The sequence below is a fragment of the Rhodococcus gordoniae genome (genome assembly GCF_001646655.1).
Classification (GTDB): Bacteria; Actinomycetota; Actinomycetes; order Mycobacteriales; family Mycobacteriaceae; genus Rhodococcus; species Rhodococcus gordoniae.
Map to the genome: position 1 here is coordinate 15,551 of NZ_LPZN01000029.1, position 20,194 is coordinate 35,744.

A 20,194-nucleotide genomic window follows, 5' to 3' on the forward strand; every position below is an offset into this window, starting at 1 on the left:
TTCTGTATTCGTGTCCGAATGCCGGCTCGGCCGGGCAGGTGTCACCGGTCCTGCGGCGCGGTGACCACTCCCAGTCTCGACCGTGTGCGCAGTGTGGTCCAACCGGCCGAGGCCAGCTGGGGTGCCGCCACCGACAGGCGCCGGCGCCGCGACACGCGTGCGCGCTGGTGGAGTACCCGGTATCCGCTCTCCTCCACCGCTCTCAGGATGTCGCCGTAGAGCACGAAGGCGGTGCGCATCGCGGGCCGCACCTCGGGGTCGAGCAGGTCGATGCCCGGTTCGGCCACACGGTAGATCGAGCGGGTGTGCGCGATCAGATGCGCCAGGGCGCGCTCGAGCCGCACGTCGCGCTGCCCCGTCCTGCGGCAGTGCCACAGCAGGTCCTCGTCCACGTCGAAGGCGGCGAGTGTGTCGGTGGGCAGGTAGATGCGGTCGCGGTCGAGGTCCTCCCCCATGTCGCGGATGAAATTGGTGAGCTGGAAGGCCTCACCGAGTGCGGCGGCGGGAGCCTCGGCCCGCTCGCGTTCCGTCTCGGTCCCCAGGATGGGCAGCATCTGCAGTCCGATGACGGCAGCCGAGCCGTACATGTACTCCGACAGCTCGTCCATCGTGCGGTACCGCGAACGGAACAGCTCGGTGCCGGGGATGTCCATCCGCATCGAGCGAAGGAAGGCGTAGTAGTACTCGTGCGGGATGTCGTACCGCTGCGTGGTGTCGACGAGCGCTCGTAATACGAGACCGAATTCGTCGTAGGTCGGCGGTCGGCCGCCGAGCGCATCGGTGAGCCGGCGTTCGAGCGCGTCGAGAACCGGTGCCGCGTCGACCGGTTTCACGTCGACGATGTCGTCGACCATCCGCGCGAATCCGTAGAGCGCATGCACCCCGGCACGTTTGGACGCCGGGAAGACACGGGTCGCGAGGAAGTAGGTCTTGCCGTGGCGCCGGTTGAGCTCACGGCACAGCCGGTACGCCTCGTGCAGGCCGGGATCGATTGCGTCGAGTTCACCCATGAGCCGTCGCACCCATTTCCATCGGGACCGGCACCGGCGTGGAACCGGTGGAGTTGCTACCCGAGATACGTTTCGCGGCAAGCCGACCCGAGATGATCACGGTCGGGACGCCGACTCCGGGCGTGGTGCCCGACCCGGCGAGAACGAGATTGTCGACCCCGGGCACGAGGTTGGGTCGGCGGAAGGGACCGGTCTGACGGAAGAGGTGTGCCGCCGAGAACGGGCTGCCGTCGAGCATCCCCTTGTCCGCCCAGGTCTGCGGGGTGTCGAGATGGTCGATGCGCATGGCACTCGTCAGATTCCGGTAGCCGCGACGCTCGAGGACCTGCTGGATCTCCCGCATGTACGGCCTTCCCAGACGGCCCCAGTCGAGAGGCGCGGACGCGAGATTCGGGCACGGCGCCAGCACCGAGACCGGCTCGCACTCGACGCCGCTCCGCACGACCCGCAGGGACGGATCGGTCACGGCGGGTCGCGTGATGAGCAGCGACGGATCCGCCATCAACCGGCCGTGACCGCGCGGCGCCGTGATCCGGGCGAAGGTCTCCGACCACTCGGCACCGAAATCGATGGTGTGGTGGGAGTCCGACGGCCAGGCCCGGGTCACGTCGGTGGGCACCGTGCCGTGGAAGACGACGGCGGACGGCGACGCGACCGTCGCGCTCCGGCTGCGTCGGCGTGGCAGGACCCCGGCACGGAGGAGCAGATCGTCCACCACGGGCAGATCCGCGGTGAGGACGAAGGCGTCGGCGGTGAAGTACCGGCCGTCCGCGGATCGCACGCTTTCCGCGTGGCCGTCCTCGACGCGCAGTTCCGCCACGTCGATCCCGGTGTGCACCGTGCCGCCGTTACGTATCAGGGCGTCCGCCATGGCAGCGGCGATGGCGGACATGCCGCCCTTCGGGAAGTAGACGCCGAGCGAGGTGTCCATGTGGGCGATGGCGCCGTAGACCGCGAGGGCCGTCGCCGGGGCGGTTCCCGCATAGAGCGCCTGGAAGGTGAAGATCCGCCGGAGCCGGTCGTCCTTCACGAAGGACCCGACGCGTGCTCCGAGGCGACCGAAGCCGCCGAGCCGGACCAGGTTCGCGGTGTCCCGCAGCGCCGCGGGCGTCGATACCAGGTCGAGCGGCGAGTCGAAGTTGGAGTCGATGTAGCGGTCGAACTCGGCGTCGAAGATCGACGCGAGCCAGCGGCGCAGCCGCCGGTATCCGCCGGCTTCGTCGGGGCCGCACACCCGCGCGATCTCGGCGGTCATCTCGTCCGGATCGGCGTACACGTTCAGGGCGGTGCCGTCGGCGAAGCGCGCGTGGTAGCCGGGTGCGAGCGGGGTGAGGGCGAGCGCCGGGGCGGTCGAGTCGAAGGATTCACCGACGGCGGCGAGCGCGTCGGCGATCAGGTCCGGCATCGTCAGGACACTGGCCCCGTTGTCGATGTCGTAGAGATGCCGGCCGTCCTCGAAGACCGGGTACGTACCGACGCGACCGCCCACCGTGTTCTCGCGTTCGAGGACGGTGACGCGCTTGCCGGCTCCGGTGAGATGGAGCGCTGCGGACAACCCCGCGAGGCCCGCCCCCACCACGACGACGGACTCGGCGGGGCCACTGACGGATCTCATGCCTTCCCTCCCTGTACGCGTGGCGTCACCTGCTCCACGCGGGTGCGCGCTTCCATGAACAACTGGAGAAAACCTACGGACGGATGCGGGTGCCGGTTGTCGTCGGGCCGGGCTTCGGATGGGTGCATGTCGGTGTTCCTCTGGTCGCCGCCGGAGCTGTTCGGGTGTCGTATCGGTTCTTCTCGGTCGGTTCGGGTGACGGCCCTCACGCCGCCTCGTCCCGTATTCGGAGCCGGGTGGCGGGCGGATGGGTTCGGTTCCCGGATCTCTGCTCGACCGGTCCGGTCCCTTCCTTCGAACGGCGCGATACGGTCGACATATGGCTGCCCGCAAGACCGCTGTGCTCCGACGCCCACCGGAGACCGACGACTATCTCTACGAACCCACCGAGCGCCGGATCAGGGGTGAGTGGTTCGGCCGGACCGTGGTCGACAGCAGCCGGGCCGTACTGGTGTGGGCACCGGGCAAACCCGTTCCGTTCTATGCCTTCCCCCGTGAGCACGTCCGGCTCGACCTGATCTCGGCCTCCGTGTCGCCCAGCCGATCCCGGCAGGACGTGTGGCAGTGGTACGACATCGTCGTCGGCGACCGGCGGGCCTATTCACCCGTCTGCCAGCTCGACGTCGACGGGCTCGACGACCGCCTCGTCTTCCAGTGGTTCCGGTGGGGTGAGACGGGGCCGGGCGAGGACCTCGACGAGGGCGAGCGGTGGTTCGAGGAGGAGACCGAAGTGTTCACCCATCCGCGCGATCCCTTTCACCGAGTCGACGCATTACGCAGCTCGCGCCACGTGCGCGTGACCATCGGCGACGTCGTGGTCGGCGAGACCCGCAATCCTGTGCTCGTGTTCGAGACCGGCCTGCCGACCCGCTACTACCTGCCGCCCGAGGACGTCGACTTCTCGGTGCTCGAGGAATCGGAATGGCGGACGAGCTGCCCCTACAAGGGCATCGCCCGGTACTGGTCGTTCTCCGGCACGCCGCCCGAGGACAACGTCGCATGGTCGTATCCCGAGCCGTTCCCCGGCATGGAGTTCATCGAGGGATACGTGTGCTTCTACGACGACGCCGCGGAGATCACGGTCGAGGAGTGAGTGCGTGAACAACCTCATCCGCGCAACAGGTGTGTGACCAGACGGCCACCTTCCTCGAGCGACATGTGCGGCAGATAGGCACGACCGACCGCGATCCCGATGGCCGGCAGCGCCGCCGGGTCCGGGAACACCATGTACAGCGGCCGGTAGCGGGGCTGGAACTTCGCCTTGAACGCGAGCAACGAGCGGAATCCGTAGACGGGTTCGAGAGTGCGGCCGAGCAGATCGAGCAGGGCGTCGAAGGCCCCACGGTCGAGTCCGGACGCACCGTCCACGCTCGCGAGCGGGGCACCCGACAAACTCAGGAATTCGAGGCCCTCCTCTGCGGCGGAGCGTGCCGCGGAGGCGATGAGGAATTCCATCGCGGGCCTGAACCCGTCCGAACGGCGCCGCATGAAGTCCAGTGTCAGACCCACAGCCTCCCCGTCCCGGTAGACCGGCATCCACGACGTGACGGCATGGACGTGCTCGTTCGCGTCGACCGCGAGCAGCAACCGGACTTCGGGGTCCCGCAGTTCGGCGAGTCCTCCGAGCGTGAATCCCATCTCCGGCAGTCCCTTGTCGGCCACCCATTCCTCGGAGATGTCGACGATCTGCTCGGTCACCGACAGCGGCGCGGTGGCGAAGGTGGTCCACTTCGCTTCGATCCCGTCCTTGGCGGCACGGTTGAGCGCGGTGCGTACGTCCTGGAACTTCTTGCCCTTGAAGGCGAGATCCGCGAGATCGACGACGGTCTCCTCGGCGACCTGCAGGCAGGTCCAGCCGTGCTCCCGGGCGATCGCTGCGGTGTCCTCGCCCACCGTGTAGAAGCAGGGGGTCCATCCATTGCCGAGGCAGTAGGCCGCGAACTCGTCGATCGCTCCGGTCAGCGACGAGCGCTCACCGATCGGATCGGTCGTGGTCAGCGCGACGCCCGAGTGCACCCGATACGCGACGGCGTGCCGGCCGTCGGCGCTGAACCAGTACCGGTTTCCCGCCCAGGTCGTCATCCACGCCATCGAGCCGCCGCCCGGACAGTGCAGGAGTTCTCGCACCCGCTGCTCGTCACCGAGGTCGACCCCGAGCGGCGGAACGAGGAAACTGCGCAGCATCAGGGCACAGAAGACGACCCAGACGATCACACCGGTCCACTCGAACAGCAGGGTGGCCGCGGTGTCGAGTGGCATCACGGGAGGCTCGAAGAGCTGGAGACAGACCGGTGGAAGGAGCCGGCGGGGAGCGTCGCGGAGCAAGGTGCCGACGCCCGGATCACGGTCGAATCCGTCGGCGGCCAGCGTGCCCGCCACCAGGTACGTCACGAGCGCGATGCCTGCGGCGGCCGCGGTTCCGGCCCAGACCCGGCGATAGGTTCCCCGCGGTGCGCGGACATCGAACAGGGTGCGGGTCAGCAGCAACACGATGAGCACGGTGACCAGAGCGAGGAGCGGCGCGAGTTCCATGGCTACGGAGCTGTGCCGATGGATCCCGTACAGCAGCGACCGGGTCTCGTCCTGTTCTGCCACGCGCACGATCGTGCTCGCGGCGGCCACGGCGATCAGCACGATGTGTCCTCCCACCGAGAGGAACCATGCCGCCCGTCGCCCGCGGCGCAGTCCTTCGGCACCGATCAGCAGCAGTATCGACGGCAGGAGATCGGCCACCAGGGGACCGATTCCCGACAGGCGCAGGGCCTGCTGCCCTTTCCGGCATTCGTCGTGGAGCGCCGGATCGGCGCAGACGTCCACCAGTTCTCGCGGGCTGTAGGGAACCTGCTCGAACAGTTCGCGTAGCGCGGACAGCGGACCGATCGAGTGTGGGGAGAACGCCGCGAAGATCGGGCCGAGCACGCTCGCCGCGACGACGAGCGCGACGAGCGTGCGGCGTTCCCGGATGGTGCCGCCGAGCGTCGGACGGCGCACACCGCGACCGAACAGGAGCGGGCCGACGAGCAACCCGGCGAGCGCGACCGTCACCCTGTTCACGTCCTGCAGGTGCCCGGCGAACAGAGCTGCGGTCACCAGGAACACCAGCAGAAGGGTTCGTATGCGGCGACGCCACAGGGCGCCCATCGCAGTGGTGGACGCGAGCAGGACGCCCAGCACCCAGGCCAGCGGGTCCTCGGTGAGGTGGGTGTGCAGTTCCCGCCCCCACAGGTTCGGCACGAGCGACGCGATCCGGGCCACGAGCAACGCCAGTGCCGCCCCCAGGCCCTGGGAGACGAGCGCGGCGAGCGTGAACCTGCGACTGCCGATGCGACGTTCGACCGGCACCGCGACGGCGAGGATCGCGATACTTCCGACCACGTATTCACCGAGGCCGGAGGCGAACAACCCCGAGGTCCACAATGTCCACAGGTGCCCGTCCGCGATGTTCGGGATCCCGAGCGAGACCTCGGACGCCGTCGCGCGCGACGGGCCGCTCCGCGTCGAGCCGGTGGTGACCGCCAGGAACCAGAGCAGTACGAGGAGTCCGCACGAGACGGGTGCCCGGAGCACCGCCGTCCCGATGCGGGACGTCAGTTGCCGAGCCCGAGTCGTTGTGCGAGCCATGGCAACTCCTTCTCGAGCGCTGCGGACCACAGGGCGAAGCTGTGGGTACCCGGCAGTTCGGTGAGGTGGACGTCCATCCCTGCCTCCCGGGCCGCCGCGGCGAGTTGTTCCACCCCGGCACGGTATTCGGAATCGTCGAGTCCCACTACGAAAGCACCGGCGGAGTCGGGATACCGGTTGCGTGCGAGCAGGTCGGCAGGATTGTTGCGGGCGAATGCTTCCGCATCGCCGCCGAACACGTCCCGGATCGTCGAGGCCCGATCACCGATGGTGGGTTCGGCCTGCCCCGACATGTCCAGGAAGGTCGGATAGACGTCGGGGCGGGTGGTGGCCAGTTGCAGTGCGCATGTTCCGCCGTACGACAATCCGCCGACGGCCCACGCCTTCGGATCGTCGTCGACCTGCAGGCCGTCCCGTGTCCAGGACGGCACGTCGACGGCGAGATAGGTTGCCGCATTGCCGAGATGCGAATCCGTGCACAGCGGGTTGTCGAACCGGCCTCCGGTACCGTCCGCGAGCACGACGACCGGTGCCAGGCCCCGGTGCTCGGCGGCGTAGGCATCCATGGTCTGTGCGAGACGCCCGCCGACGAGCCAGTCCTCCGGGCTTCCCGGTTGTCCGGCGAGCAGGACGAGCACGGGCAGTTCGGGTCTCGGATCCGAGAAGTATGCGGGCGGAAGGTAGACGCGTGCCTCTCGCGCACGGAATCCGGAGACCGTCCCGGGAATCGTCACCGAGGTGACCGCTCCGGTCGCGGGCAGGTCGGCCGGCGCCGACCAGTTCTCCAGGGGTACGGTCCGCGACGCCCGGACGGACGGATCGTCGAAGGGGACGCTTCGGTAGTCGCTGATGCCGAGTGCCGCCCGCACGGTCGGATAGGCGTCGTAGACCGCGTTGATCCGGCCCGCGGCCGCGACCACGACGAGCACCGCCACCACCACGAGTGTCACCGCGACGAAGGACCGACGCCGATCGCGCCGCCGTACGAACCATCGTCCGATCAGCAGTGAGACGGCGAGCAGTGCCGCCGCCACCCAGCCGTACACCACCCATGGCAAACGGTCCGGGAAGGGTTTCCACACCTTCTCGACCAGGAGTGCTGCCACGGCGGTGAGGGCGACAGCCGTGAGCGCTGCGACGGGGGCGCCGCGCACGAACCACGAGCGATGCCTGCGGGTGAGCAGCACGACCAGGCCTGTCACCACGAGAACGGCGAAGATCGCGACCGCTGGTCGCGTGGTCAGCGGTGCGCCCAGCACCGACTCCTCGATCCCGGCCCAGGACATGACGATCAGTATGCGCGACGCCCCGGGTCGATCGATCGGATCTCTAGCGCCCCGGCAGCCACTGCATCGACTCGACGAAGGGGGCGAGCATCTTCGCCCACACCCGCCGCGGGAGCCCGCGCGGACCGTCGAGGTTGAGCAGCCGTGTCGTCGCGATCGTCTGTGCCTCGGTGTACTTGTACAGGCCTTCCGCGCCGTGGCGGCGGCCCATGCCGGAGATACCCATGCCGCCCATCGGGGCATCGGTGCTCCCCCACGCCGGTGCGTACCCCTCGTCGACGTTCACCGTGCCGGCACGCACCCGCGCCGCCACGGCCTCGCCCTGCGCCTTCGTCGCGGCCCACACCGACGCGTTGAGTCCGTACTCGGTGTCGTTGGCCTCGCGGATCGCTTCCTCGACGTTCTCCACCGGGTAGATCGACACCACCGGCCCGAACGTCTCGCCCCGGTAGCACTCGGCGTCCTCGGGTACGTCGGTCAGCACCGTGGGTTCGAAGAACAGCGGGCCGAGATCGGGCCGTGCCTTTCCGCCCGCGACGACGGTCGCGCCCTTGGCGACGGCGTCCTCGACGTGCCGGGTCACGGTCTCGACCTGGCTCTCGCTGATGAGGCATCCCATCTCGGTGCCGAAGTCGTAGTCGGCACCGAGCGCCATCTCGCGCACCCGGGCACCGAACATCCGGACGAACTCCGGCGCGACGGACTTCTCGACGTAGATCCGCTCGATCGAGATGCACAGCTGGCCGGAATTGGAGAAGCACGCCCGCACCGCGGCGTTCGTGACCTCGCGCAGGTTCGCCCCGGCCGTGACGATCATGGGGTTCTTGCCACCGAGTTCGGCGGAGAACCCGATCAGGCGCCGGCCGGCCTGCTCGGCGAGCAGACGTCCCGTCTCCGACGAACCTGTGAACATCAGGTAGTCGGCGTTCTCGACGATCGCGGTGCCCACCACGGTTCCGGGACCGGTGACCACGGCGAAGACGTCGCGGGGAACGCCGGCCTCGTAGAGGAGTTCGACGACGGCGAGCGCACAGTACGGGGTCTGGCTGTCGGGCTTGAGCACCACGCTGTTGCCGGCGAGCAGGGCTGGGATCGCGTCCGACACCGCCAGCGTCATCGGGTAGTTCCAGGGCGCGATCACGCCGACGACGCCCTTGGGATGGTGCAGGACGGTGGTCTTCGTCAGGACCGGCAGCATGCCCGTCGCCTTGCGGGGACGCAGCAGCTTCGGCGCGACGCGCGCGTAGAACCGCGCGGTCATCGAGATGTCGAGCACCTCTTCCTGCGCGGAGACACGGGACTTGCCGGTCTCGGCCTGCGCCATGTCCATGAGCTGCTCGCGCCGGGAGAGCACGAGCTCGCGGTACCGGTGCATGATCGCGGCGCGCTCGTCCACGGGCAGCTTCGCCCAGGCGACCTGCGCGGTGCGGGCCCGGTCGATCGCGGCCTTCGCGTCCTCGGCCGTGCCGACCGGCACGGTGGCCAGCTCCCGGCCGGTGAAGGCCTCGACGACGGGGCGGGTGGTCCGCTCGGCGGCGTCGGGGATCGCGATGAGGTCGGCAAGACGCTGGAAGGTCGCAGCGCTCGGAGCTGGCATGTTGCACCCCTACCGGTGAGTAGTACTTGCAGTTTCACCAAACCTACCCGGGTGGGTGTGTGCTGTCACACAGACGTGGCGTCGAGGCCCGTCTCCCGATCGTCGCGTCGCTCGGGACCCGCTTCGACGATCCCCTGGGCGACCTCCGCGAGGGGGACGTTGCTGTCCTGCGAGAGCCGGCGCAACAGTTCGAAGGCCGCGACGGCATCGACCCCGAAACGCTCCATGATCATGCCCTTGGCCTGCCCGATGATGTCGCGGGTCGCCAAGGCGGACGCGAACTGTCCCCGGCTGCGGGCCGCGCTCATCGCCATCGCGGCGTGAGCGGCCAGGACCTCGGCGGTCGCCTCCGCCAGAGGACCGAATGCCTCGGCTCTCGCAGAGAACATGTTCAGCGCTCCCATGCTCTCCTGATCGAGATACAGCTGGAACGACAAGGCACTGAGCACACCCGCGTCCACCGCGGCCTTCGCGAAACGCGGCCAGCGGGTCTCCGTCCGCAGGTCTTCGGAGCGCACCACGAGGTACTTGAAGCTCGCATCGAGGCACGGACCCTCCCCGAACTGCTCCTGGACGTCGTCGAGGTGCTCGGCGAGTTCCGACGTCGCGGCGAGAGAGCGGAAATGCTTCCCTCCGGTCACGATGAGGATGTCGGCACAATCGGCCCCCTCCACCAGTTCGACCGCGGCCGCGGTCACACCGCGCAGGGTCTCGTCGAGATCGGCCGGATGGTAGAAGCCGCGCGCGAGCTGCGCTATGCGGCGTCCGATATCCCCCGCTTCCGACGAACGTGTCATAGGAACATCCTCTCTCCCGCGGAACCCGTCACCCGACGGATCCGACGACCGGATCACCCGGTACCGCGAGTCTTGCACGGCCGCCCCACCTTCGGAACACGACCTCTTCCGTTTCACCCCGTTAGGCTGTACGAGTGGATCCACCGGTCACCCGGTACCTGCCCCGCGACGGTCACAACCTGGCCTACGGGGTGGTCGGCGCCGGTCCCGCCGACGTCGTGTGGTTCTTCGAGGTCCAGATGCACCTGGATCTGCTGTGGACCGATCCGTACATGCACTCGCTCTTCGAACGCCTCGCGACCTACTCGCGCGCCGTCTACTTCCAGCGCCGCGGTTTCGGGCTCTCCGATCCCGTCGATCACGTGCCCACGATCGAACAGCAGGCGGAGGACGTCCTCGCCGTCATGGACGCCGAGCAGATCCGGCACGCCACACTCGTCGGGATCCACAGCACGTGCGGACCGCAGGTACTCGTCGCGGCGACCGCTCCCGACCGTGTCCACGCGTTGATGCTCGTCGCGCCGTACTGCGAACCACTGCTCGACTACGACCGGCCGCCGCACGGGTGGACGGGGCCCGAGATCACCGATTTCGTCGAGTCGTGGCGCGACGCCGTCCGGCATTGGGGTGAGGGACTCACGGTGCCGTTGACCGACGCGCACGTCGACAGTCCCTACAACCGCCGGTTGATGGCCATGCTCGAGCGGTGCTCGGCGTCGCCGAGCACGATGAGCGCGCACCTCGAGGCGAGTCTGCGGATCGACTATTCGCACGCCCTCGGGTCGGTGCAGTGCCCCACGAGGGTGGTGCTGGTGTCCGGGGGTTCGATCCCGGTGGCCCCGGCGAGATATCTGGCCGGTCTGGTGCCGCACGGAGAGCTGGTGATCACCCGGCCGTCCCCGCGCGGCGCCGCGCTCGGCGAAGCGTGGTCGCAGGTCCAGACCATGGTCGAGGAACTCGTCCGCGGGTCCGTCCCACCCGTCGACGCCGGCCGGCGTTTCGCGGCAACCCTGTTCACCGACATCGTCGGGTCGACCAAGCTCCTCGCACGCATCGGCGACACGTCCTACCGGGCCCTGCTCGCACGTCACGAACGCGACGTCCGGTTCGCGGTGACCGAAGCGGGCGGGCGGCTGGTGAGCACCGTCGGGGACGGCACCTTCAGCCTGTTCGACGGGCCCGTGGCCGCCGTGCAGTGCGCGGCACGGATCGTCGAGGAGGCGCACCGTCTCGGATTCGAGGTGCGTGCCGGGGTACACGCCGGCATCGTCGAGCCGACCGGCACGGACGTCACAGGCATGACAGTGCACGTGGGCGCGCGGATCGGCGCCGCCGCCCGCCCGGGGGAAGTGCTCGTCTCTCGCCACGCGCGCGAGCGGGCCGGCGGATCGGGCCTGCGGTTCGCCGACCGGGGGTCGCATCGGCTCGCCGGCGTGCCGGGCAAGGTCCGTCTCTTCGCCCTCGTCGGCGGGCAGCCGGCCCTGGAGGCGCCCCGCAGACGCGTCTCGCTCAACCCCTTCGACCGTGCCGTCCTGCGGGCGGCGCGACGCACCCCGCAGGTGTTGCGTTCGGCTGCCGCGCTTGCCAACGCCCGGCAGCGGCGTCGCTCGGAGGAGAACTGAAGGGCCGGCCGGCCCGTCAGCCGCCGGTGTAGAACGCGCTCGTCCGGCCGGCGGCAGCGCGTGCCTGTTCGGGGTCCTCGCCGGCGGCGATGTCGGCCTCGCACCAGGCCGCGCTGCTGTCTCGGGCGAACTGCAGTCCCTCCTCCGACATCGACCAGGATTCGAACTCCTTCGGATTCACCGATTCTCCCGATTCGAGGTGCAGGCCGAGTCCGAGAAGTGCCAGATCCCAACCGATACCGACCGCACCCGGACCGTACTGCTCCCAGTGCTCGTCGGGGCGGGCGATGTGTGAGAGTTCCAGGCGCGCACGCTCTCCCGGTTCGGGGAGGATCGACACCTCGATCCAGCTGACCTGTCCCGCGAATTCCCAAGTGGCCGTGAACATCCGCGGCGGCTCGCAGGTGAGGATCTCGCCGGCGGCGTTGCCTTCGAGCCGGTACCGGCCACCGACCTCGAGGTCGCCCTCGACAGGCAGGAACCAGCGGGGGATGCGCTGCGGATCGGTGCATGCCTCCCACAGGTCCTCGGCGCTCGTGCGGTAGCTGCGCGAGACCGTGACGACCTTGGCTTCGCGCCCCTCGACCGTGCGACGCCCGACCGTGCGGCGATTCGTCTCGTTGCTCGTGATCACGTTCTTCATGAGGATCTCCTTCTCTCGTCGGGTCGGCGGATCGTGGGCGGGACCACATCCCGGCTCCGCCGCTCGCGCTTGCCGCGCGCGATCTCGGTCTCCAGGGCCTCGAGCGCCGCAAGGACCGGCGGATGCAGGCCCGCGAGCCAGCCCTCGAGTTCCACGAGGACCGCGGGATCGAGTTCGTAGTAGCGCCGGGTGCCGTCCTTGTGGACCACGGTGAACCGCTGGTCGCGCAGGATCTTGAGATGTTGCGAGACTGCAGGCTGGGAGATCGAGAATTCCCGGCCGATCACCGCGACGATCTCACCCGCCGTCTGCGCACCGCCCGCGAGCAGTTCGAGAATGCGGCGCCGGACCGGATCTGCGAGAACCTCGAACCCGTGCATGAAGCCCACTATATAAGTTTCTACTTATATTTACCAGAAGCACGGTTTTGCTCCCTAAACTTCGAGGCATGCCGACAACGACGCGCGTCTCCGAGGAAAAGGTCGACCGAGCGGTCATCGACAACCGCGCCCCCTCGGTCGCCCGTCTGCTGCTCGACCGAGTGTCCGCCACCCCCGACGAGGAGGCCTTCCGCTTCCCCGACGGGGCCGACGGATGGACGTCGGTCACCTGGGAACAGACCGGAGACCGGGTGCGGCTGCTCGCGGCCGGCCTGATCTCCCTGGGCATCGAATCCGAGGACCGCGTGGCCCTCGCCTCGTCCACCCGGTACGAATGGGTGCTCTCCGATCTCGCCGTCATGTGCGCGGGCGCGGCGACGACCACCGTCTACCCCACAACCCACGCCACGGATGTCGCGTTCATCGTCGCCGATTCCGGCAGCCGTATCGTCATCGCCGAGGACGCAGCGCAGGTGGAGAAGCTCGTCGGTCACCGTGGGGATCTCCCCGAGGTCATGAAGGTCGTCGTTCTCGACGGCCCCGGCGACGGCGACTGGGTGATCGGCTTCGACGAACTCGCCGAGCTGGGCCGCGGCCTGCTCGCCGAGGACGCCGGAACCGTGCTCGACCGGATCCACAGCATCCGGGCCGAGCACCTGGCGACCCTCATCTACACCTCGGGCACCACCGGCAAGCCCAAGGGCGTGCGCCTGCCGCACTCGGCGTGGACCTACGAGGCTGCCGCCATCGACGCGCTGCACATGCTCACCTCCGACGACCTGCAGTATCTGTGGCTGCCGTTGTCGCACGTCTTCGGGAAGGTGCTGCTCACCCTCCCCCTGCAGATCGGCTTCCCCACCGCGGTGGACGGCCGTGTCGACAAGATCGTCGAGAACCTCGCGGTCGTTCGCCCGACCTTCATGGGCGCGGCCCCGCGCATCTTCGAGAAGGCGCACGCACGCGTCGAGGGGATGATGGAGGAGGAAGGCGGCGCCAAGAAGAAGATCTTCGACTGGGCCGTGGGTGTGGGCCGGAAGGTGTCGAAGGCACGACAGGCCGGCAGGTCGCCCGGCCTGCTCGACAATCTGCAGCACGGTCTCGCCGACAAGCTGGTCTTTTCCACCGTTCGCGAACGTTTCGGCGGCAGGCTGCGGTTCTTCATCTCCGGTTCGGCGGCACTCAACCCGGACGTCGGCGAATGGTTCGACGCCGTCGGCATCCCCGTCCTCGAGGGTTACGGTCTCACCGAGACCTCGGCGGCGACGTTCGTCAACCGTCCCTACGCCAACCGGATCGGCACGGTGGGCTGGCCCGTCCCGGGTACCGAGGTCCGCATCGCGGAGGACGGTGAGGTGCTCGTTCGCGGTCCCGGTGTGATGACCGGATACCACAACCGGCCCGACGCGACCGCGGAGTCGCTCTCCGAGGACGGGTGGTTCCGCACCGGCGACATCGGCAGCCTCGACGACGAGGGCTACCTGCGCATCACCGACCGCAAGAAGGACATGTTCAAGACGTCGCAGGGCAAGTACGTCGCGCCGTCGTCGCTGGCAGCGACGTTCAAGGGCATGTGCCCCTACGCCTCGGAGATCGTCGTCTACGGCGAGGGCAAGCCCTACTGCGTGGCGCTCGTGGCCCTGGATCCGGAGTCCGTCGGTGAGTGGGCGAACAGGAACGATGCGGGCGGTTCGTTCGAGGAGATCGCGCGGCACGAGAAGACCCACGGGCTGATCTCCGGGTACATCGACGAGCTGAACCTGCAGCTCAACCGGTGGGAGCAGATCAAGAAGTTCACGATCATCGAACGCGAACTGTCGGTCGAGTCGGGCGATCTGACGCCGAGTATGAAGCTGCGCCGGAAAGTCGTCGTCGACAACTTCGCGGACAGGCTGACCGGCCTGTACGAGAGGTGACGGCCTATCCTGGATCTCATGATGAGTAGTGCACGACCGAATTTCCCGCGGCGGATCGGCTACATGTTCGGTCGCACGCTACCGCCCGAGATGCGGGAGTGGGTACGCGACGACATCCTGGGCCCCGGCGGATCACGCCGGTACCTGCTGCGATGGAATCTTCCGGCGATCCCCCTGCTCCTGCTGTTCCTGCTGATCCCGGGACCGGTGTGGATCCCGATCTCGATGATGCTGTTGCTGCTGCTGCCGTGGACGTACTTCTCGGTGGCGTTGATGCCCATCTGGCAACGGCACCGGCTCCAGCAGCACGGCCTCGACCCGGAGCTGCTCAGCGCGAAGGCACGCGCACGCGCCGACCGCGAACGAGAGGACTACGAGCGCCGTTTCGGTCGCGCGTCCTGACCGGGCCTCCCACCGTACGGGGCACCGCGTCCGCCTATCCTCACACCATGAGCGACGCCACTGCCTTCACAGCCACCGCCGACCTCGCCGACGAGATCGGCCCGGACATCCGCAGCTGCGACACGCAGTTCATCCAGTTCGGCGGCCGCACCGAGTTCGTCGGCCCCATCACCACCATCCGCTGCTTCCAGGACAACCTGCTCGTCAAGCAGACCCTTTCCGAGCCGGGCAACGGCGGCGTGCTCGTCGTCGACGGCGGCGGCAGCATCCACACCGCGCTCGTCGGCGACATCATCGCCGGTCGCGGTGTCGACAACGGCTGGGCCGGAGTCATCGTCAACGGCGCGGTCCGCGACTCCGCGATCCTGCGCACCCTCGACATCGGTATCAAGGCCCTCGGCACCAACCCGCGCAAGAGCACCCAGACCGGTTCGGGTGAGAAGAACGTGCCCGTCGAGATCGGCGGCGTGACGTTCAACCCCGGCGAGATCGTCTACAGCGACTCCGACGGCGTCGTCGTCCGCGCCGAGAACTGATCGCCGGGCGCGCGGGTCACCACATCATTCGTGCGCGACCCGCGCGCTCGCACCGGCGATCTCCACCACGTCGCCCACCTTCAGCTGACGGCCGCGACGCTCCTCCACCTCACCGTTGACCGACACGAGGCCGTCGGCGATCACTTCCTTGGCTTCTGCACCCGATTCGATGAGGCTCGCGAGCTTGAGGAACTGACCGAGCCGGATCGACTCGTCACGGATCGGTACATCGAATGCATCGGACATGGCACCCATTGTCCCCGACACTGGATCCATGGCCCGCCCCAGCATCATCTGGTTCCGTCGTGATCTCCGGCTGAACGATCTGCCCACTCTGCTCACCGCCACCGAGGCCGCCGACGAGGCCCTCGCCCTGTTCGTCCTCGACGACGCACTGCTCCGGCCCTCCGGGGCGCGTCGTCGCGACTTCCTCACGGGTTGCCTGCGAGCACTCGACCGGGATCTCGGTGGGCGCCTGCTCGTCGTCCGGGGGGACCCCGCGACGGTCGTGCCGTCGGTGGCCGCCGAGTTCGACGCGACCGCAGTCCACATCAGTTCCGACCACGGCCCGTACGGCACGCGACGCGACCGCGCGGTCGCCGATGCCCTCGGCGACGTTCCGTTGGTGGCCACCGGCTCCCCCTACGCCGTCACCCCGGGCCGCGTGAAGAAACCCGACGGCACTCCCTACAAGGTGTTCTCGGCCTTCCGGCGCGCCTGGAACGACCACGGCTGGCACACGCCCGCAGCGACCGGCCCGGGCACCGCCGACTGGGTGGACCCGACCGGCTGCTCCGCACGTGTCCCGATTCCGGACGAGGGTGACGAGCCCACGCCGCCCGCCGGTGAAGCAGCTGCGGTGGAGCGGTGGCAGGAATTCCTCGACGGCGGTCTCGAACGGTATGCCACCGACCGCGACCGGCCGGCCTTCGACGGCACCAGCGGACTCTCCCCCTATCTGAAGTTCGGCTGCATCCATCCGCGGACCCTGTTGCACGACCTGCGGAACCGCTCGGACGAGGGTGCCGCCACCTTCCGCAGCGAACTGGCCTGGCGCGACTTCTACGCCGACGTCCTGTTCCACCGCCCCGAGACCGCACGCACCAACTACAACGGCGACTTCGACGCCATCACCTACGATTCCGGGCCCGACGCCGACGCCCTGTTCACCGCGTGGTGCGAGGGCCGCACGGGATTCCCGATCGTGGATGCCGGGATGCGGCAGCTCCTCGCCGAGGGAGTCATGCACAACCGGGTACGGATGATCGTCGCGTCGTTCCTCACGAAGGACCTTCACCTTCCGTGGTGGCGCGGGGCACGACATTTCATGGAACATCTGGTGGACGGCGATCTGGCATCCAATCAACACAACTGGCAGTGGACGGCGGGCAGCGGCACCGACGCCGCCCCGTACTTCCGGGTGTTCAACCCGACGCGGCAGGGCGAGAAGTTCGATCCGACGGGTGAATACGTGCGCAGATGGGTACCCGAACTGCGGAGCGTCGACGGCGCTCGTGTGCACAGTCTGCCCGACGGCCCTCCGGACGGATATCCCGAACCGGTCGTCGATCACGCACACGAACGTCGGGTCGCTCTGGACAGATACGAGCGAATTCGCTCACCCCGATGAGAAAGACGGCGAAGCGACCCATCCGATCGTATCGGTGCTCCGAACACCTTCTGGACGGACACCGTGTTCGCCGTAGAACCAACGAAAGGACACCGCAGTGCGCGCACTCGTCGAAACCGCTTTCATGGCCATCCACACCCCGCTCGTCGAGGCATACACCTTCCTGATCAGCGTCCTTCCTGCTTGAGTGGATACGGCGCCGGAGCCCGCTCCGGCGCCGTGACCACAGGGACGGCATCGGCAACGGGAGGCACAGTATGGGGATCGAGTTCTCGAGTGTCGTCGACGCACCGCGCGACGACGTGTTCGACTGGCACTCCCGTCCCGGCGCCATACTCCGCCTGATCCCACCCTGGCAACCCATGAACGTCATCGCCGAGGCCGATTCCCTCGAATCCGGCACGGCCGTCCTCGGTCTCCCCGGTGGACTGCGGTGGATCTCCCGGCACAATCCCGAGGATTACGATCCGCCCGCACGTTTCGTCGACGAACTCTCGCACGACGGTCTGCTGTCGCGTCCCGCCACCGCGATCGGTTCGTGGCGGCACGAACACCGCTTCGACGCCGTCGGCGAGTTCCGTACCCGCGTCACCGATCACGTCGTCACACCGGTGCCGGGTCGTTTCCTCACTCAGACCTTCCGTTACCGCCACCGCCAGCTCGCCGATGACCTTGCGAGCCACCGCTGGTCGCACGCGCAGGGCATCCGGCCGGCGACCGTCGCGGTGACCGGGTCGAGCGGACTCGTGGGCACCGCCCTGACGGCCTTCCTGTCCACGGGCGGATACCACGTGATCCGGCTCGTCCGCCGGCCGTCGCGGCGACCGGACGATCGACACTGGGACCCCCACGATCCGGCGCCCGACCTGCTCGAAGGTGTCGACGCCGTCGTCCATCTCGCGGGTGCCTCGATCGCCGGGCGATTCACCGACTCGCACAAGGCCGCGGTCCGCGACAGCCGGATCGAGCCGACACGACGGCTCGCCGAACTCGCCGCGGGAACACCCAACGGCCCCGCGACCTTCGTCTCCGCGTCCGCCATCGGCCTCTACGGCTACGATCGCGGCGACACCCCGCTCGACGAGCACGCCTCCCGCGGAACCGGTTTCCTCGCCGACGTCGTCGCCGACTGGGAGGCCGCCACGCGTCCCGCGCAGAAGAAGGGCCTGCGGGTCGTGCACGTACGCACCGGCATCGTCCAGACACCCCGCGGCGGCACACTGCAATTGATGCGGCCGCTGTTCGCGAGCGGTCTCGGAGGCCGGCTCGGCGACGGCCGGCAATGGTTCTCCTGGATCGACATCGACGACCTCGTCGACGTCTACCACCGCGCGCTCACCGATCCCGCCCTGACCGGACCGGTGAACGCCGTTGCACCGCAACCGGTGCGCAACGAGGAGTACACGCGGGTGCTGGCATCGGTGCTGCACCGTCCGGCCCTGCTGCCCGTCCCCGGTTTCGGACCCCGATTGCTGCTCGGCGAGGAGGGCGCGCGCGAGGTCGCCCGGGCCGACCAGTTCGTCGTCCCGAAGGCCTTGCTCGACATCGGGTATCGATTCCGGCGCCCCGATCTCGAAGCATCGCTGCGCCATCAACTCGGCCACATCCTGGAGGAGACGTGATCCCAACCCGCATCCTCGTCACCGGAGCGACCGGTTACATCGGTGGCAGGCTCGTTCCGCGACTGCTCGAGGCGGGTTACCGCGTACGGGTCTTCGTCCGCAGCCCCGACAAGTTGCGCGACGTACCGTGGGCGAGCGACGTCGAGATCACCCGCGGCGACCTCGACGATCCCGAATCCCTGCATGAGGCCTGCCGCGATATCGACGTCGTGTACTACCTGGTGCATTCGATGGGCGGCCGCGACGAGTTCGTCGATGCGGAGAAACGGGCCGCGCAGAACGTCGCCGATGCCGCACGCGATTGCGATGTGTCCCGCATCGTGTACCTCGGCGGTTTACACCCCGATGCGACCGAACTCTCGCCACACCTGTACTCACGCGCTCAGGTCGGACGCATCCTGACGGAGTCCGGAGTGCCCACACTCGTGCTGCAGGCCGGTGTCGTGATCGGTTCGGGTTCTGCGTCGTTCGAGATGGTCCGGCACCTGAGCAATCGACTGCCGGTGATGACGACCCCACGGTGGGTGAACAACCGGATCCAGCCCATCGCGGTACGCGACGTCCTGCACTATCTGGTCGCCGCCGCCGAGGCTCCTCTTCCCCGCAGCGGCGCCTACGACATCGGTGGGCCCGACGTCCTGCGGTACGGCGAGATGATGCAGCAGTACGCGGAGGTCGCCGGGTTGACGAAGCGACGGATCCTCGTCCTTCCGGTTCTCACACCGAAACTCGCCGGGCTGTGGATCGGCCTGGTCACGCCCATCCCTCCCGCGCTCGGGCGCGCACTCCTCGAATCGCTGTCCACCGACGCGGTGATGCGCAACCACGATATCGATACGATCATCCCCCCACCGGAGTCCGGCCCGACCGGTTACCGCGACGCAGTCCGTCTCGCTCTCGGCCGCCTCGAACGGGGTGAGGTGGAGACGACGTGGACGAACGCGTCCCCGGTCGGTGCACCCGCCGACCCGCTGCCCTCCGACCCCGAGTGGGCCGGAGAGGTCGTCTTCACCGACGAACGTTCGCTCGAGTCCGATTCCCCACCGGAGAAGGTGTTCGCCGTCGTGGAGAGCATCGGAGGCGAGAACGGTTGGTACTCCTTCCCGTTGGCATGGACGATCCGCGGCTGGCTCGACCGGTTCGTCGGTGGTGTCGGACCCGACCGGGGACGCCGGCACCCGAAGACGTTGCATACCGGTGACGCCCTGGACTTCTGGCGCGTCGAACGCATCGAGCGCCCGACGCTGCTGCGCCTGCGCGCCGAGATGCGGGCACCCGGCGGGGCCTGGCTCGAATGGCGGGTCGAACCCCTGGAGTCGGGTCGCTCCCGAGTGCACCAGCGCGCGATCTTCTTCCCGCGCGGACTCGCAGGACGGCTCTACTGGTACGCGCTGGTTCCGTTCCACGGCATCATCTTCCGGGGCATGCTCGAGAACATCGCCGGTACCGCCGGTCGCTAGAGCGATCTGCTCATTCTTCGCCATTCGCTGCAGCACATTGCCGTCGCAGATGGCTGATTC

Annotated in this window: 18 protein-coding genes; 8 read left to right on the plus strand and 10 right to left on the minus strand. The window is 68.5% G+C overall.

Going from position 1 to position 20,194, the window contains the following annotated elements; genetic code table 11:
* Nucleotides 1-41 precede the first annotated feature (41 nt).
* From A8G18_RS12885 to A8G18_RS23595, 3 genes are read right to left on the minus strand one after another with little or no spacing between them, the layout of a single operon-like run.
* The gene (locus A8G18_RS12885; RefSeq protein ID WP_016933829.1) at nt 42-1,010 is read right to left on the minus strand and encodes a phytoene/squalene synthase family protein; all 969 of its coding nucleotides are present in this window, start codon (nt 1,008-1,010) and stop codon (nt 42-44) included.
* Nucleotides 1,003-2,625 (minus strand): phytoene desaturase family protein, encoded by a 1,623-nt coding sequence (gene crtI / locus A8G18_RS12890; protein WP_064064193.1) that lies wholly within the window; start codon nt 2,623-2,625, stop codon nt 1,003-1,005. The genes A8G18_RS12885 and crtI overlap by 8 nt, the downstream gene beginning before the upstream one ends.
* Nucleotides 2,622-2,753, minus strand: a complete 132-nt coding sequence (locus A8G18_RS23595; RefSeq protein WP_269726633.1) for a hypothetical protein — start codon at nt 2,751-2,753, stop codon at nt 2,622-2,624. Before A8G18_RS23595 ends, crtI begins: the two co-directional genes overlap by 4 nt.
* Before the next feature lie 191 nt (nt 2,754-2,944).
* Here A8G18_RS23595 and A8G18_RS12895 point away from each other — a divergent pair, with 191 nt between their 5' ends.
* Nucleotides 2,945-3,718 carry a DUF427 domain-containing protein gene (locus tag A8G18_RS12895; protein WP_064064194.1) on the plus strand — a complete coding sequence of 258 codons (774 nt, stop codon included), beginning with the start codon at nt 2,945-2,947 and terminating at the stop codon, nt 3,716-3,718.
* A gap of 14 nt (nt 3,719-3,732) precedes the next feature.
* On the opposite strand, the gene A8G18_RS12900 is transcribed toward A8G18_RS12895, so the two are convergent.
* The 4 genes from A8G18_RS12900 to A8G18_RS12915 all read right to left on the minus strand — a co-directional run bounded on the left by A8G18_RS12900 (nt 3,733) and on the right by A8G18_RS12915 (nt 9,926).
* Nucleotides 3,733-6,246 (minus strand): bifunctional lysylphosphatidylglycerol flippase/synthetase MprF, encoded by a 2,514-nt coding sequence (locus A8G18_RS12900; RefSeq protein WP_245207871.1) that lies wholly within the window; start codon nt 6,244-6,246, stop codon nt 3,733-3,735.
* Nucleotides 6,213-7,532 carry an alpha/beta hydrolase gene (locus A8G18_RS12905; protein WP_064064195.1) on the minus strand — a complete coding sequence of 440 codons (1,320 nt, stop codon included), beginning with the start codon at nt 7,530-7,532 and terminating at the stop codon, nt 6,213-6,215. The genes A8G18_RS12900 and A8G18_RS12905 overlap by 34 nt, the downstream gene beginning before the upstream one ends.
* 43 nt (nt 7,533-7,575) lie before the next feature.
* Complete coding sequence (locus A8G18_RS12910; RefSeq protein ID WP_064064196.1) at nt 7,576-9,129, minus strand: succinic semialdehyde dehydrogenase; 1,554 nt, start codon at nt 9,127-9,129, stop codon at nt 7,576-7,578.
* Nucleotides 9,130-9,194: 65 nt separating this feature from the next.
* Nucleotides 9,195-9,926, minus strand: coding sequence for a GAF and ANTAR domain-containing protein (locus A8G18_RS12915; RefSeq protein ID WP_064064197.1), 732 nt, complete (start codon nt 9,924-9,926; stop codon nt 9,195-9,197).
* A 134-nt stretch (nt 9,927-10,060) separates the two neighbouring features.
* On the opposite strand from A8G18_RS12915, the gene A8G18_RS12920 reads away from it, so the two are divergent.
* The gene (locus A8G18_RS12920) at nt 10,061-11,548 is read left to right on the plus strand and encodes an adenylate/guanylate cyclase domain-containing protein (RefSeq protein WP_064064198.1); all 1,488 of its coding nucleotides are present in this window, start codon (nt 10,061-10,063) and stop codon (nt 11,546-11,548) included.
* 16 nt (nt 11,549-11,564) lie between these two features.
* Here A8G18_RS12920 and A8G18_RS12925 read toward each other — a convergent pair whose 3' ends face one another.
* Nucleotides 11,565-12,191: an SRPBCC domain-containing protein gene (locus tag A8G18_RS12925; protein WP_064064199.1), complete on the minus strand. Its 627-nt coding sequence runs from the start codon at nt 12,189-12,191 to the stop codon at nt 11,565-11,567.
* Nucleotides 12,188-12,571, minus strand: coding sequence for a metalloregulator ArsR/SmtB family transcription factor (locus A8G18_RS12930; protein WP_064064211.1), 384 nt, complete (start codon nt 12,569-12,571; stop codon nt 12,188-12,190). The genes A8G18_RS12925 and A8G18_RS12930 overlap by 4 nt, the downstream gene beginning before the upstream one ends.
* A 68-nt stretch (nt 12,572-12,639) precedes the next feature.
* Between A8G18_RS12930 and A8G18_RS12935 the strand changes: the two genes are divergently transcribed.
* From A8G18_RS12935 to rraA, 3 genes are read left to right on the plus strand one after another with little or no spacing between them, the layout of a single operon-like run.
* Nucleotides 12,640-14,484 (plus strand): AMP-dependent synthetase/ligase, encoded by a 1,845-nt coding sequence (locus tag A8G18_RS12935; protein WP_064064200.1) that lies wholly within the window; start codon nt 12,640-12,642, stop codon nt 14,482-14,484.
* Between the two features lie 18 nt (nt 14,485-14,502).
* A complete protein-coding gene (locus A8G18_RS12940) occupies nt 14,503-14,886 on the plus strand; it encodes a DUF5313 family protein (RefSeq protein ID WP_026003270.1) in 384 nt (127 codons plus the stop codon).
* A gap of 47 nt (nt 14,887-14,933) precedes the next feature.
* A complete protein-coding gene (rraA, locus tag A8G18_RS12945; protein ID WP_016934073.1) occupies nt 14,934-15,422 on the plus strand; it encodes a ribonuclease E activity regulator RraA in 489 nt (162 codons plus the stop codon).
* Nucleotides 15,423-15,446: 24 nt separating this feature from the next.
* On the opposite strand, the gene A8G18_RS12950 is transcribed toward rraA, so the two are convergent.
* Nucleotides 15,447-15,668 (minus strand): RNA-binding S4 domain-containing protein, encoded by a 222-nt coding sequence (locus A8G18_RS12950; protein ID WP_064064212.1) that lies wholly within the window; start codon nt 15,666-15,668, stop codon nt 15,447-15,449.
* Between the two features lie 28 nt (nt 15,669-15,696).
* Between A8G18_RS12950 and A8G18_RS12955 the strand changes: the two genes are divergently transcribed.
* The 3 genes from A8G18_RS12955 to A8G18_RS12965 all read left to right on the plus strand — a co-directional run bounded on the left by A8G18_RS12955 (nt 15,697) and on the right by A8G18_RS12965 (nt 20,134).
* Nucleotides 15,697-17,052: a cryptochrome/photolyase family protein gene (locus A8G18_RS12955; protein WP_064064201.1), complete on the plus strand. Its 1,356-nt coding sequence runs from the start codon at nt 15,697-15,699 to the stop codon at nt 17,050-17,052.
* A 257-nt stretch (nt 17,053-17,309) separates the two neighbouring features.
* The gene (locus tag A8G18_RS12960) at nt 17,310-18,674 is read left to right on the plus strand and encodes a TIGR01777 family oxidoreductase (RefSeq protein ID WP_064064202.1); all 1,365 of its coding nucleotides are present in this window, start codon (nt 17,310-17,312) and stop codon (nt 18,672-18,674) included.
* On the plus strand, nt 18,671-20,134 hold the full coding sequence (locus A8G18_RS12965; protein ID WP_064064203.1) for an SDR family oxidoreductase: 1,464 nt from the start codon (nt 18,671-18,673) through the stop codon (nt 20,132-20,134). The genes A8G18_RS12960 and A8G18_RS12965 overlap by 4 nt, the downstream gene beginning before the upstream one ends.
* Nucleotides 20,135-20,194: the final 60 nt, after the last annotated feature.